This is a genomic window from Streptomyces aureus (genome assembly GCF_000725495.1).
GTDB lineage: Bacteria > Actinomycetota > Actinomycetes > Streptomycetales > Streptomycetaceae > Streptomyces > Streptomyces aureus_B.
The window spans coordinates 142,876-157,897 of the sequence record NZ_JNZD01000028.1 but is presented as its reverse complement, the minus strand read 5'-3'; the positions used below and the strand labels follow the sequence as shown (position 1 = coordinate 157,897).

Annotated in this window: 6 protein-coding genes and 3 pseudogenes; 6 read left to right on the top strand and 3 right to left on the bottom strand. The window is 67.5% G+C overall.

What is annotated here, in order from left to right; translation table 11 throughout:
• Positions 1-231 precede the first annotated feature (231 nt).
• A pseudogene (locus tag IO36_RS29585) lies at positions 232-537 on the bottom strand (citrate/2-methylcitrate synthase); the annotation flags it as partial.
• Here IO36_RS29585 and IO36_RS48490 point away from each other — a divergent pair.
• A pseudogene (locus IO36_RS48490) lies at positions 506-652 on the top strand (citrate synthase); the annotation flags it as partial. The pseudogenes IO36_RS29585 and IO36_RS48490 sit on opposite strands and share 32 nt — an antisense overlap.
• 357 nt (positions 653-1,009) lie before the next feature.
• Here IO36_RS48490 and IO36_RS29580 read toward each other — a convergent pair.
• The gene (locus tag IO36_RS29580; protein WP_037624149.1) at positions 1,010-1,279 is read right to left on the bottom strand and encodes a hypothetical protein; all 270 of its coding nucleotides are present in this window, start codon (positions 1,277-1,279) and stop codon (positions 1,010-1,012) included.
• Between the two features lie 433 nt (positions 1,280-1,712).
• Positions 1,713-1,880, bottom strand: coding sequence for a hypothetical protein (locus IO36_RS47100; RefSeq protein WP_158997589.1), 168 nt, complete (start codon positions 1,878-1,880; stop codon positions 1,713-1,715).
• Positions 1,881-2,135: 255 nt separating this feature from the next.
• Here IO36_RS47100 and IO36_RS49225 point away from each other — a divergent pair.
• The 5 genes and pseudogenes from IO36_RS49225 to IO36_RS29560 all read left to right on the top strand — a co-directional run.
• Positions 2,136-3,929: pseudogene (locus tag IO36_RS49225) on the top strand (DUF742 domain-containing protein); the annotation flags it as partial.
• The gene (locus IO36_RS48480; RefSeq protein WP_078943513.1) at positions 3,918-4,490 is read left to right on the top strand and encodes a TerD family protein; all 573 of its coding nucleotides are present in this window, start codon (positions 3,918-3,920) and stop codon (positions 4,488-4,490) included. The pseudogene IO36_RS49225 and the gene IO36_RS48480, both read left to right, overlap by 12 nt.
• 393 nt (positions 4,491-4,883) lie before the next feature.
• On the top strand, positions 4,884-5,132 hold the full coding sequence (locus tag IO36_RS47090) for a hypothetical protein (protein WP_158997584.1): 249 nt from the start codon (positions 4,884-4,886) through the stop codon (positions 5,130-5,132).
• Positions 5,133-6,060: 928 nt separating this feature from the next.
• The gene (locus tag IO36_RS29565) at positions 6,061-8,076 is read left to right on the top strand and encodes a hypothetical protein (protein WP_037624147.1); all 2,016 of its coding nucleotides are present in this window, start codon (positions 6,061-6,063) and stop codon (positions 8,074-8,076) included.
• Positions 8,077-8,437: 361 nt separating this feature from the next.
• Complete coding sequence (locus IO36_RS29560; protein WP_037624146.1) at positions 8,438-14,782, top strand: P-loop domain-containing protein; 6,345 nt, start codon at positions 8,438-8,440, stop codon at positions 14,780-14,782.
• Positions 14,783-15,022: the final 240 nt, after the last annotated feature.

Below are 15,022 nucleotides of genomic sequence, written 5' to 3'. Positions count from 1 at the left end.
ACCCGCTACGAGAAGACAGCGACCATCTACCTGGCCGGACTCCACGTCGCCGGCATCTTCCTCTGGTCCGCACGATGATCCAAACGAAACCGCCTAGGCCGCCGAGCACTTGCCCGACCCCCGCGCGGAAACCGCACCTGACACCAGCAAAGCTCCCTCGGGCACAGGCGCACTCTCTGACTCTGCCGAGGCCAGGGTTGCTCATGTTCCTGCACGACGCGGCGCCGGCGCTCAACCCAGGCCGAAGCGCTCGATAGAAACCTCCCGAGGTCCAGCCCCGACCGGTGCTGGACCTCTCGTTTGAGGCCCCCCGTAGCCGGCCAGCACGCGGATAATCTTCGCGTCCCTCGCCTGCTCCATGATGTTGGCGCTCCAGCCGACCACACGGACAGCGGCAAACGTCGCGGTGAACATCTCGCGGGGCAGCCCGCAGAGGTCCATGACCACTCCGGCGCAGAACTCCACGTTGGTGTACAGCCCCCGACCCGGCTTGAGCCCGGCCAAGACCGCCACCACCCTCATCCCCACCCTCGTCGCCGCGCTCCCGACCGTGCGCCTCGACCACCCCGACGAGGGCCCGCTGGCACACCAGCTCTGGGCCCGGCTCGGCAGGCGCACAACCGACGACACGTCACTACGTGTCCTGGACAGCACACCGCTATGGCCTCGCCTACCTCTCCTCTATACGCGCCGCCGCAGAACAGTTGGCCGAAGCAGAGGGCCGGCTGTTCCCCTCGCTCTCATGCAACTCCGGGCACGCCGTCAGAGCCCGCAGCCTCGTGCGTCACAGCGCCCTCTACGAGCCGCGCGGGATGGTGACCCGCGCCTCCGCCAGGACGGTGCCGGTCGCCAGGGCGCGGCGCACCGGAACGCACAAGCCCCCGTCAGCGTCATCGACTCTGGGCTGGTGGCGTCTCGGACTACCAGGAGCAGCGGATGAGGCCCGCCTCTCAGGTGCGGGCAGCATCACCCCTCACCGCCAGGCGGCCGCGGACACGCCCGAACCGGATCAGCCGACCAGGTCGCGGGCGTTGTCCCGCCCCTTCTGCCGGAGCTCCAAGTTGATCTCCACTGCGTCCTTCGCCTCGTCCTGCTCCTCGGGTGACAGGCCTGCACATTCGTCTGGCGTACTGCCGTCCGGGTTCGCAAGGATCGCGTCGACGCACTGATCAACACCGGTCGAGGCACCGGAGGAGCTTCCCGCGTCATCATCGGAACAGCCCGCAACAAGCGCGAGAGCGGCCAGCACAAGGGCGGCCAGGAACGAACGGTGGCGCACAGGATCTCCCCCAAGTCCAGAAATGTGATCACCCGTCACGCTGGCACACCCGTAGCGTGGGCGTGTCGGCCATGACCATCCTGTGACAATGAGCGGTCGAACAGAAGCAGAGAGTCGCCATGCACACTCTTGGGGGCTCTCGGCGCACCTTCCCCATGCACCGGACCCACGTCGATGACGGGGATCCGCCCATGCAGGGGCAGACCTACCTCACGCCGCGCCCCGCGCGCTTCGCCTACTGCGACTGCTCGTGGACATCGGGGGCTTTGGTACCGCCACGGCCAAGACGCCGGTGGTGAAGACCCTGGGCCAGCTACCCCACTCGGCCGGCCGGCGCGAGATGGCTACCTTCAAGGTCGACCAGGAGCTGGGTGCCAGTTCGCGGCGGCGCCTGGTGTTCAGCATCCCCAGCGTTGAGGCGGGCCGGGGTTGCCTACGCCGGATCCTTCAGTGCGTCCTGAGCCTGTACTCGGTTCTTCTTCCGCGTTCGCATCCATGCGGCGCCCGCAGCGACGACCGCAGCAGTGATGAGCTGGGCGGGCAACTGCGTCAGGATTCCCTCGATCACCAGGTCGAAGGCATGCTGCAGATAGGTAGTCACGGTTGGTCTCCTGCTTGCTCGGTTGGCCGCCGTGGGCGGACTGAATAGCGCCCACTCTCACTAGGTCCGGCAGGGCCGGTCTACATGTTCGGTCCTCACGCCGGACAAGCCCGGATAAGGTCGAAGTAGTTCGCGATACCGGGGGGTGGCGTGGGAAGACGGACGCGTCCGTGGGGACCGTTAAAGGGACAGTCCGCTGAGGACAATGCTGTCGCCACGTTGCTGAGGCAGTGGCTGGACAACGCCAGCCTGCGCATGGACGACATTCACAGCCGGCTGACGCCAGACCACTTCACGGACGGGCGGGTTCCTGGTCGCAGCACACTGTCCGACCGGCTGGCCGGCGTGGCGCTTCGGCAGGACTTCATCGAGGCTGTCGCGGACATCTGTTCATCCAGCGACGTCACGCAGCGACAGCTCCTCGATGCGGTTGACGTCACCCGGCAGCGTGCGCGTACCGCAGGCGCTGCACCGACAACGTCCACAGGCCCCGCGAGCCAGCTGGTGATCGTGCAACAGCGATCACTGGAAATCTCCGACCGGCTCTTACGAGCCCTGGAACGCCAGCAGCAGCTGGAGCATGAACGCAACGACGCCAATCAGATGGTGCTCATCCTGCTGGCCATGGTGGACAAGCTCCAGCGCGACATCACCACACTGAATCGGGAACGCGACCGCCTCCGCGTTTCTGACCTCGCAGCAGAGCCCGTGAAACAGGTCTACGAGCGCTTGGCCAGAAGCGAGCAGCAACGCGACACGGCCGAAACGGAACTGGCACGAGCCAAAGCTGAGCGTCAGAAGGCAGACCAGCTCGCCGAAGAAGCTGCTGAACAAGTCCGGCTCCTCACCGAGGAACTCGAACGACTGCGCGGTGAACTACCCGACGCCACCGCTACCACAGAAGCAGAACCGACGATGCCGGCAGTGCAGGCGCCGCTCGACGTCGAAGTCGACGACATCGATCTGGCTCTCTCCAGGGCTGCCCGGCATCTGGACGACCGAGCCGACCGCCTCGACCAGCTCGCCAGCGAACTTCACCTGGACAACCCCCCGGACAACCCCCCTGCCTCGGAAGATACGCCGGACAACGTCTCGGACAATGCCCCCATGTCCCCCGCAGAAGATGCCATCCTGACCCCGGAAGGGGTCTTCGCCAACATCCAGTTGCTGGTGAACGGCCCGGGGGAACAGGCCCAGGCTCAGAGCCTTATCCGCAGGGCAGGCCAGACGCTCTCCATCGCGGATGCCCTGCGGGCGGCCGCTCGACTACACGAGGGTGGCCTGGCCAGCCAGGCCACCCAACTGATCTTTGATGTGGCAGCCAACACTCCACCTGGCGACGTGCCCGCGCTTGTTAGCGGACTGCGCCGCTTCGAACGCGATGCCGAGCTCTACCAGATCCTGAATCAGATGGCGCGATCGTGGCCGGCATCGTCCATCGTCGAGGCTGTGACGTGTCTGCGCGATGCGGGGCAAGGTTCCGAGGCGTACCGGGTTCTCGGTGCTGCCGGAAGAGACTGCCCCCCGTTGGAGGTCCTGAAGGTCCTCACACAAGTGGACGAGCACGATGCTCGCTGGATCCTGGACGCAGCCTGCCGGGACCGCTCCCTGGACGAACTACCGCCTCTGGCAGAGGAATTGCGCCGCCTCCGGCCCGCCAGCGCTGCAACAATCGAGCGCGCACACCGCCAGCGCGAAGGATCTGCCGCTCGTGAAGCCTCTCTCCCCCCACGTCCACGACCGGCACGTTTGCTGACCAGTGAAGGCGAAGAGGGAACCAGCACAGCCAAGGACGAAAATCACGTACATCCATACGCAACGGCCGACGGAGATTCCGCACGATCGCGCCATGCTTTTCCGCCCGATACCGTCGTTCGCACGACAGCCGACGCCTCGCCGCTCCGGCACCTGCCCGAACACCAACGCATCTGTAATCTTTGCCGGGAGCCGCACACCATCAGCCGCATCGCCAAGCAGCTTTCCCTTCCCCCTGCGACTGCCAGGACTCTTGTAGCGGATCTCGTAGAAGCAGGCCTCTTGGCCGTTCAGTCCGCCGCAGCATCCGTGTTGCTCCGTAAGGGTGGCAACGTCGAAGTGACGACACAGGATTCCGGAATCACACTCGCCGTCAGCCTGGGCTGGCAGACCCCCGACCACAACGGCTCAGACTTCGAAGTGGACGCGTCCGCAATCGGAACGGCGGGGGGCACGGTCTACTCGGACGATTACTTCGTCTTCTTCAACAATCTGCGCACCCCGGACGGCTCTATCCTCCATAGCGGCGAACCCGTGAAGAGCGGCGACCAAGCGAGAATCCTCGTCGACCTCGCCGCCCTCCCAGCCGACCTCGACAGGATCGTCTTTCCCGTCTCTATCTACGAAGCCGATTACCGAGGCCAGAATTTCAGCCAGGTCCGCGGCGCCTACATCCGCATCGCTCCTCACGGTGGCCATGAAATCGCTCGCTACAGCCTCTCCGCAGAGACAGCCACAGCCGTCCTCTTCGGCGAGCTGTATCGCTTCCACGGAAAGTGGAAATTCCGCGCCGTGGGCCACGGCTACGCGTCAGGCCTGCGAGGGATCGCCCTGGACTTCGGCGTCAACGTCTGACCACCGAAGCGAACAGATCTCATCCTCAACTGTCCACTCAGCGTGGACAGCCTGGAGGTCCCCGGGGACTGGGCATCAGCTGGACATCACGGTCCGGCACTGAGTCGGAGGGTGTGAGACTGCGGAGTCTCGTGCGTTGATTGGCGGCGCGGCGGCATGCCCGGGCTGCCTCGCCCGCCCGCCTGGATGCCCAGGCGTGGTTAGGGGATCACGTCAGGGCCGGCGGATTCACCGGCGGCTGGCGGGGTCTGGGGCTGGGGCTGGTGACGGCGTACGCGGCACGCGGCCTGGACGGCAGCGCGGGCTGCTGTAGCAGGCTGTAGCCCGGAACACGTTGACACCCGCACCCGTCCGAACAGCGGGACGCTGTTCAAGCGGGCCCGCGGGCACCGCTTGAACGAGCTCGCAGAGAGCCTCACGGGCCTGCGCTCTCGCCTGGAAACCCTGGAGGCAGCGCTCCTGCCTGAGCGTAAATCGCTCACCGACCCGAGCGAGACCGGCCAGATCGACGTCCTGCACATTGCTGCACGGTCGGCGCATCAGGCCCGTACCGCCCTAGAACTGGAAAGCCACGTACTGGAAGTACGCCGGGTCACAGACATCGAATGGGGCAGGCACCCGCCGGCATCCAAGCCCGAGTGACAAGGAGCGGAGGTGCCCCGTATCTGCCCCGGGCATCGCGACCTTCCACCCATACAAGGGGCGGACGAGACGAGAAGGTGTCTCATACCGCCCCTACTACGCTACGAGGCCGGTGCAGTCCTCAACGCTGCCGCCTCGAGGGCCATGTCTCTGGGGCAACGTCCCTCCGCACAACCCGAACTTCACCAGCTGCGTGAACCTTCTGGAACCACTGAGCAAGCGCCTTCGCAGGGACAACCACGTGGGCGGCGTCGGCAGGACCCAGCTGGCGCTACCACGTCATCTAGTGGATCCCCACCGATCGACCCGACCAGATCGGACAGGCTCTTGTGGCACTGGCCCAACAGCTGAGTTCCCTCACCAGCAATCAAGCCAGTATCACCAGCCCCCCTGGTACGAGAGGCACTGCACGAGTGGCGGCCGTACCCCCTGACCGTCGATCTTCGACAACACCGACAGCCTGGACATGGTCCACCGCTACTCCCCCAACGGAACGCGGCCGCACGTTGCCTAGGAGATGGAGACGTACAGAGTTGCCGGTTCCATCGGTGTCGGGAAGGTCGCGACGAACGCCGGGCTCAGTGTGCTCGTCGCGGTCATGGCAGGTGCTCGTTGGGATCTCGTTGTTGAAGCGAGTATGTGGAGAAGCCCTCGTCGGACGTGTCCGCGTCGAACACCGATGGTCGGCCTTCCAGCATTCGACCGGCAGAGCTTCAGCCGCAACGTCGTCGAGCGCTGCTTCGACCGACTCAACAGCTTCTGCGGATCAGCACCAGGTATGACGAGACCGCCACCTCCTACGGGGCAGCGGTCTCGCGTTATTTCTACTCTGGGCAAATCCCTTTGAAGACGGGCGCTGGGACTTAGCGAGACCAACTGCCCAGCTCGGGAGGGCAATTCGCCACTCGCAGAAAGGTAGGGTGCGGTCATGTCGAATGTGGGAGCGGAAGCTGAACTGGTCCAGCGCTTCGCGCAGCGAGGGATCGGGGACGGCCAGCAGGTTCTACTGGGCGGGATCCTGCGTGCACTGGATCCGCGTGGCTTGCTCACTCAGCACGCCGCCTCCCCGGGCACAGCTGCGGTCGCGCTCTCCAGGGCGCACGCGGTCCTGCATTCCCGCGGTACCGCGGCCAGTGCCCAGGCGGCGCAGCCCTACGAGGACCGGGCTTTCCGGATCCAGATCGACGCGAAGGACGCGGTCGACAGGGTCTGCGCCTTCGCCGCGTCCGATCAGCGTCTCGCCGATGCCAAGTCCTTCCTCCACAAGATCGTGAATGACGGTGCCGGGAAGTTGAAGCAGCCTGCGCAGTGTCGTGCGCTGGCGAAGGTGGTGGACGGCCACCGGCGCGATTTCCAGGACGCGATCGCCGACCTCACGGCGCACGCCTGGCAGTCACCGCCGTCGGACGAGTGCCTGGCGTGGATTGCCGCCGAGGCAGCGGCGCTGTGTCTGGCGAGCGAGCGGAACTACGACCTCCTACTCGACGACGTGCACGCCCTCCTGCGCTGGCCAGACCCGATTGGCGGCAAGGACCTGGTCGATGTGCTGCTCCCGGCAGCGGCGCCTTTTCGAGTGGTAGTGGTGGTGGAGGGCGCTGCCGGGCTGGCCACCGCAGGCCGGCTGATGCCTGCGGGCGCCGATTGCGTTCAGTTCCCGGTCGATGGGCTGCCCGAGAAGTGGGCCTACGGGAAGGCCGAACTGGCCGCCCTTGCCACGCTGGTGAAGGAGCGCATGAAACAGCGGGGGAAGTGGGCGGGCGGCAGCTCCAAAGCGGTGTTGTTGACGTTCCGGGTGCCTGCCTGCGATCACGGCGCGGCGATGCTCATTGGTCGCCGTAAGGCTGCAGAGCTGTTGGACCAGTACGTGGCCGGTCACCGTCTCGCCGAGCTGCGTCTGGGCGAAGAGACCCTGGTCTGCGGGGAGACTACGGGGAGCACGAGGCGCTTCGCGGGAAGCCTGTCCGCCCCCGCTGCGGCGAAGCCGCTGACCCGCCACTGGCCACCGCAGTTGCGCGAAGGCATGCGAACAGCTCACATCGCCCGGTCCACCCAGGGCCTGACGGCCAGCACGGGCTTGTGCTGGGCGACCCTCGAGGCACTGGGCCTGAAGTCCAAAACGCAAGCCCTCGCGAAGACCTTGAGCCTGCAGGCCCTGCGCCAGCAGGTGACCTCCGCCTACCAGGAGCTACGCGTGGCGGCGCTCGGAAGGCACACTGCCGCAACCAGTGCGCTCGCCTCCGCTGAGCAGCGCAGGGCAAAAGTGCTGCGTGAATACGACCGGGCAACGGCCGAGGGCCGCACGGTCCCGCCCCAGCTCCAAGAGGTTGAGGAAGCGTGCCGGAAGGCTGTCGAGGCTCGCACGCGCGAGTGCGCGGCGGCCGAGGCCGCCTTTCGCCAGCCGCTGGAGGTGCTTGACCGCTGGACGGAGGCGAGCGGGCGTGGACGAATCGCGGACGTCAACCGCTGGCTCGACGTCCTGGCGCCGCCCCCCGTAGTGCCCGCAGACCTTGCGGAGGCCATCAGCGCGCTCGATGACCTGACCCGCGCCGTCGGAGGATGGGCCGCCCACGTGGTGCGAACCTGGCAGCAGCGCCTCTCCGACACTGAGGCCACCACAGAGTGGATCAAGGAAGTCGAGGGCCGCTTCAAAGCAGCGCTGGAATGGCTCTACGCCACCCGCAACACCGCGCTGCACGAAGGCCGGTTCGAATCCGAGACCGGGACACTTGACGCGCTGGGCGGACGGGCCCTGGTCGATCTCACATTGGAGGTCCTCGGCAACTGGTACCAGCACGCAAGCACCAGGGACCAGGCAAGCAAGGTTGTCAGCGACCTCGGCACACGCCAGAAGTCCATCCTTGAGGATCTTGAGCACAAGGGCGCCCGCGGCCTGAATCTGACGCACCTGACCAGTCCCACATCGACCGGTCTGGACCGCCCGTGATGTCGGAGTGAAGAAGGGAGAGTGGAGGTGTCCTGCCAACTGAACGAACCGGCTCGAAAGCCGGGCGGGGACTCGAACCCCGGTCTCCTCCTGGTGAGCCGGTGCGATGATGAATCGCCGTACCCGAAGTACCTCCGGCCCTGACCGGACTATAGCTCCCGATGCCCGCCACACACAGCCGATCGCCCGCTTCAAGTAGGAAGAACTGCCGTGAGCGGGCCGCTGGGCAGACCCCAAAGTGCCCGGCCCACCCTCTGCGCTGCCATAGACCGGTCGCTACCAGACCCAGATCCGGAGCGTTCGCCGCGGTTTGGTCACTTCCGCGCCAGCCGGATGTTCGACCGGGAAGAATGCGGCCGACATGAGTGAACTGACTGCCGCGCACCGCGGGTACGAGTACCAGGATCTGATGGAGGCAGGGCGCATCGTCGACCTGCTGCTCGGTGGGATCGCCAGGGTCCATGTGGACGAGAAACTGGTGACGGACGACCGCTTCGACGACCTCACGGTGATCACCACCGACGGATCCCGCGAGCGGACCCAGTTCAAGCACTCGGACGAGGAAAGCCCCCTCGCATACACGACGTTCACGTCCGACGCCCGCGGACTGAGGCTGGACCGCCTCGCGGCGGCTGCAGTCGCCGACCGGGACGGCCCCGGCGCGGGCGCAACCGCCCACCGGTTGCGCGTTGTGATGCGCGACGCTCCTCCGGAAGACGATGTCCTGAACGCGGTGATGGTGCCAGCCAGCTCTGGAGATTTGCCGTTCCTGGCAGGGATGAACACCACACTCCTGCGGTTCGACGCTGAAGCGCTCTTGCGAGGGTTCGACCTGCCCGCGCGGGGCCGGCGCAAGGCGGGCAACATTTTCGAGTTCCTGACCAGCGGCGACAAGGCCGTGCCCAGGGAGAACCTGGAATGGCTGTGCGAGCACCTGGTGGTGGAAGTCAATGCTCCGGCCATGACGACGGACCTCCTGCGGCCAGGGCCAGCCGAAGAGCTTCTCCTCCAACGGGTGCACGGCGAGCTCGGCGCGGGAATCTATCCCAACCAGGGGCGCTCGCCGGTGGACGTTGCCGAGGCGCTGATCCGCACGGTCCGCTCCGCCCGGCAGCGCGGCACGGACGTGACACCCCGTGAGCTGCTGCGCCAGGCCCAGTTGCGCAGCGATCTCGGTGCCCTCGTGCGCGCGAACCCTGTCAACCGCGCCCTGGAAGTGGCTAGGCCCGCCACGGTTAGCGTCCTGGCGGAAGCGGCCGCGACAGCAGCAGCTTCCGGCGGAGTTCTGCTGGTCACGGGCTCTCCGGGACAGGGCAAATCCTGGGCGTGCCAGCAGCTGGTCGACCAACTCAGCAGTGACGGCTGGCTGGTCGCCGAGCACTACTGCTACCTGGGCGATGCCGATGGCGACCAGCTGACCCGGGTGGTCACTGAAACGATCTTCGGTAGTCTGCTGGGCCGGCTGGCCGAGTCAGACCCCGACCTCGTCCAGGAGCAGCGCCCACGTTTCGCTGCTGATGCTCAAGCTCTGATCGCGGCGGTGGAAGCCGCTTTGGGCAAGGACCCCGACCGGCGCGTGGCGCTCGTCGTGGACGGACTGGACCATGTCACACGCGTGCAAGGAGGAAGGACCAGGAGAGCCAATCCGTCCCTTGCCCTCGCCGCGGTCCTCGGCTCGCTGTCGCTTCCGGCCGGCAGCATCCTCATCGTCCTCAGCCAGCCCGGAGACCACCTCGTCCCCCTCCAGGACGCGGGTGCGGCATCCGTCGCCGTGCCGCCGCTTACCGCGCACGAGTGCCGCGCCCTCGCGCAGCGGATCGGGCTTGTCCCGGCGGTGGACGAGGAGCGCGCAGAATCGCTCCTGACCGACGACCACGACGTGACTGACTTCCTGAACGCTCTGCAGGAACGCTCGGGCGGTAACGCCCTGTACGCGACGTACCTCTGCCGCGAGGTCTACCTCCGGCCAGAGACGGTCACGAAAGCCGCGGCAGTGGTAAGGGCGCTCCCGGCCTACCAGGGATCGTTGGAGGGGTACTACACCCACCTGTACGAAACGCTCGGCGCCGAAGCCGACGTCGTCGCGGACATCATCGCCCTGCTCGGCATGTCCGTCACTCGCGAGGAGCTTGGGGAGATCATTCCGGACCGGGTGCACAGGATCGACAGCGCGCTGAAGGTGCTGGCCCCGGTGCTCTCCGAGACAGCCGGACCCGGAGAAATCCGCGTCTACCACGAGTCGTTCGCGCGCTACCTCCGCCTGGGCTACGAGAACGACCCCGGGGCCCTGGAATCGACGCTGGCGCTGATCGCTACCTGGCTAGCCGAGAAGGGACTGTTCGACGACTCGCGGGCTTTCCGCCGCCTCCTGCAGATCCTCGCCGAAGCGGGGCGAGACACGGAGGTGCTCGACTACATCGGACGGGACTTCGTCACCTGTGCTGTCGCCACCGCCCACCCGGCCTCGGCGATCACGGACAATCTGGCGACCGGGGTGCGCTGCGCCGCCAGGACTGCGAACTGGCCCCTCGTCGCTCGTTACGTCGAACTCGCCAGGGCCGCACAGACATTCGAGTTCGAGCGCTTCGACGCGGTTCTGGTGGAATTCGCTGATGTGCCGATCGCTTTGATGGGGGCCCAGAAGCTGGCGGACCGGCTGATGTACGACGGGCGGACCGTCATGCCCGCCCGGGCAGGTCTGCAGATGTGCGCCGTCCTCGACGCGGCAGGCGCCGTGGCACCCTGGCACGAATACATGACAGCACACGACCACGAGGCGGAATCGGACAACACCTCCTACGGCGCAGAGTCCGACCAGGCCGTCGAACTGGCATACCTGCGGGGCCGGTTGCGCCTGTCGGCGACCGATCAGGGGACAGGAGAGCAGCCGCACCAGGTCGGGCCCGGCCGGCCGGTGTCGCTGGACCACATCGCCGAGTGGCTTGACGAACGGAGTGACCAGGCAGCGGCCGACGCCGTCGTGAAGACGCTCCTCGACACCGTCGGAATCGAGGCCGTCACCGACCTGGTGCCGCGCCTTGCGATGGGCGGCCCGGTATGCCTAGCACTCGCCGAGCAGATCGCCGAAGGCCCGGTGCCCGGAACGGCGACCAGCGCCGGCAACTGGGCGCAGAAGGCCGCCGAGCTGGGATACGTGATGGGAACGGCGCACCGGCTGCTCGCCCTTGGGGTCGGCGCCGCCGATCTCGCCGCAGAACTTGCGCCAGGAGAGGCCTCGACGGCACGCGACACCCTGTTCGCCCTGACCTACGACGTACAGAACGAACAGGTCCGGTGGAGCCCCGAGACCGTGGCCAGGTGGCTCGACGCGCTGGCGATCACGGCACGAACCGACCCCATCGCCCTCGATGCCGCACCGGCTCTTGTCCAGGGACCCGGCTGGTACCCCTGCTGGCTGCGGTACGCGATCGCCCTGGCCCGCGCCGAAGCTGCCGAAGCACCCACCCGGTCCGTCCTGGTCATCGAGGCCCTCGATCTCCTAGCCACAGACCTCAACCCCTTCACCGGCAAACCGCGCGCCTGCGACCTCTACCCGATCCATCCACTCATCGAAGAGTCGGTACGCCGGGCGGCCGCCCTCGTGTCCGACCAGGAATGGCCGCAGGCGTGGAGGACCCTCATCCACGTCAGCCGGGAAATCAGCGTCAGCCTGCGCGGCGAGATGGGCGGACCGCTGCCGGCCGACACGCTCCTGACGATCGCCGTCGAGTTCACCACGCCCGCACGGCAGGCCGACGTCGACGAAGCAGTCCGCAGCGAGTCGCTACAGCAGGCCGGCGGACTCTTCTACAGCGACCTCGCCCGCTACCACCTCATCCACGCCCGCCTCGCCCTCACCGCCGACGACCTCGCCGAGGCCGAAGAACTATGGCTGGCCGCCTGCCGCTTCCTGGTGGCGTACGGCTGGCGCAAGGACATCACCGTTTACGAGGTCCTGGATCCGCTGCCCGCCCTGGTCGCCGCAGACCCGGCCCGGGGCCGGGCACGCGTGGCGCGCATCCAGCCACTGTGCGAGCGTCTGGTCAATCACACCGACGGCAAGGAGACCAGGGCGGCCCGCCCTCAGTGGTGGAGCGTCCTGGCCAGGGCCGATCCTGCGGCCCTCGCCACTTTCGCCGCCACCGGCCTGCTCAGCGACTGCAACGGCCCAAACACCCTCCTCCATGGCGCCCGAGAAGACCTCTGGGACGCGTGGAGCGACACCGTCGACCCTGTCGCGGCCACCGCCCTGCGCCTCACCTTGAACACTCCTCTCCTCCAGGGCGACGCCGCGCTTCTGGACCGGCTCGCCCAGGCAATCGGGCCCGCCACGCCCGACGACGTTCCACAGCTGCTGCGCCTCGCACTGAGCAGGGCCGACGAGAGGCAGGCCAACCGCGACTCCTCCGTCGACGAGACCAGGCCGGCCGACGCACAGCTGGTCGCGGAACTCAACGCCGTCGCCGAACGCATCGGCGCCCCGCAGCTCACCCCCCTGCCCGAACCACCGGTCACCGACGAACCCCATAACCGCCCCACCGCCCCCGTCCCCGCGCAGCCGACCCCGGCCCCAGCCTCTCCTGCTGCCCCCTCGCACGCGCCCTCCGAACCGGTGGGCCTGATCCGGGTACTGCGCGCATGGCACCGGAGCCCGTACGAGGCCGGCGCACCACAGCACACCCTCGAGCAGATGACAGACCTCCTCGGCAACAGCCTGCTCGACCTCGCCACCCAAGGACAGACCGACGAGGCCGCCCAGGTTCTGCGTGCCATCGCCGGCCCCTTCGACTTCCGCGACGGCCCTCTCCTGCTGCGCCGACTCGCGGACAAGCTCCACCAGAACGGCCACGACGCTGTCGCTGCAGAGGCCTACGCCCTGACCTGGGTGCGTACCCGCGGACAAGGCGGATGGCTGAACTTCGGAGGCGAGACAGCCCTCGACGCCCTTCGCACGGCCTCACAGCTCGACTCCACCCTTACCCACCGCGTCATCACCGAAGAAGTCGAAGCAGTGGTGGGCTCCGGCCGGTACGGGACCCATGGCATCACCCAGGCACTGATCTTCGCCTTCACCCACCAGGCCCTCGCCCTGCCCCCGAACCGCTCCCTCGACATGGCCTTTGCCCTCTGGGACGAAGCCGCAACGGTCATCGAGAGCAGAGCACCACGCGTCCACGACAGCGACGACCCCCAGCACCCCTACCGCGCGCCCGACAACGACATCGGCATCCCCGTACCCGGCGACCTCGACCTCGCCTTCACGACCGCGGCCCTGGCCGCACTCGCCCACGCCGACAGGGAAGGCAAACGCCGCGCGATGGTCGCGACGCGGTACCTGATCGCACTGCGCCCCGAAGCCACGGCCCCCGCCGTCGCTCTCGCCCTGGAGCAACTGTCCGATCCTGCGTCCCTGATGTGGCTGCTGTGCCTCCTCCAGGAACTGCAACCGGCGGCCCAACCCATCGTGGACCACTGCCAGCACGCGCTCGAAGCACTGGCCCGAGGGCCGCTGCTCACCGTCCGCGCCCTCGCCCGCCGACTGCTCACCGATGCGGCTGGCGTGCCCATGGGCCCCTCCGAGCCGGCCGCGCTGAACCCGCCGAGCCGCCTGTGGATCTCCGCCGCACAGGAAGACAGCCAGAAAGACCGTTTCGTGAAGGGGATGGTCGCAGAAGTGGCCCGGGCGCGGCTGAACGAAGCCGAGCAGCTGCAGCCCGGGCTGATCCCAGCGGTCCTCGCCAAGGTCCGCTACGAGTTCGACACCGAGCGCACCATCCAAAGGAACAAGGCCCAGCTCCGCGCCAACCGCAGTGCCGACGAGGACGAGCTGCCGAACGCCTACCTCGCCCTCGAAGAGGCCATCGAAGAGGCGATCCAGACAGTGGCGGCGAGCAGTCGCGCGTACAGGCTCTCGCAAGGCCTCGGCGCGAGCGACCCGGCCCTCTGGGAGGACCAGCTGGCCACCGTGCTGACAGACGACCCCCGCATCCCGCTGGCCTTCGAAGAAGCACGCTGGCCGCGCCCCAACCTGCAGCCGCCACCCGGCTCGTACGACCCGTCCAGCCAGGACACCACGCAGGCCGGAACAACCACCGAAACCATCTCCACACGGCCACTGGCGCAGGCCCCCGTCCTTACCGGACAGACCCTCCCGGGCTGGCGCATCCTCGCTTCCGCAGAGGAACGCAAGTTCCTGTCACCAAAAACCAGGACGATCGGCCTGACCACCGGGAGCTTCTCGGGCCCGCAAGTGACGAACACCGGGAACCCGCAAGGCAGCGTCTTCGCCTTCTCAGAGGGAGACCTCGAAGAGTGGACCCCCCGACCGTCAGGGCACAACCCCGCCGCCGACGCCCCGCCGGCTACCCCGCTCCTCGGCCTCGACCGCACCATGATCTCCGCCGCAGACGCAGCCCAAGGCCTGGGCCTGCCCGGTTTCGCCCTGACACCCACCCTCTGGCTGCGGACCACACTGTGCCTGACACCCGGAGCCCCGCTGACACTGGACGACGACCGCGGGCCGGCCCTGCGGCTCATCTGCTGGCGCACCGAGTACGAGCGCAGCACCTACCGCCTGCCCTGGCCGCGAACAACCGGCTGCGCCGTCGTGATCCGCCCAGACCTGCTGGACGTCCTGTCCGAGCGGGCACCCGCACCGATCGTCATCCAAGACATCGTCACACGTCACACGGCGGAAAGCACCTGACCAGAAGCCGGTGAGGCACCGTGACCGGATGGCCCGGCACCCGCAGCCCCGCAACAAGTGCGACCAGTCAGCCGCAAGGGGCCGCGTGTGCGGGGCCTCTCACGGTCACGTCTGGCGTACGCAGGATCATGCCGAGGCTGGCGGCAGATGACGTTCAGGTAGCCGCTGATGCTGGCCATCGCGCTCCTTTGCGGCTCCTCCAGTGGGTGTGGGAGGCTTCGGCGGATCGAAAAGGATCGC

What these genes read in the sequence shown, in the direction of transcription:
- IO36_RS29565 (WP_037624147.1), top strand. Translation starts at nt 6,061, where the DNA reads ATGTCGAATGTGGGAGCGGAAGCTGAACTGGTCCAGCGCTTCGCGCAG.
- IO36_RS29560 (WP_037624146.1), top strand. Translation starts at nt 8,438, where the DNA reads ATGAGTGAACTGACTGCCGCGCACCGCGGGTACGAGTACCAGGATCTG.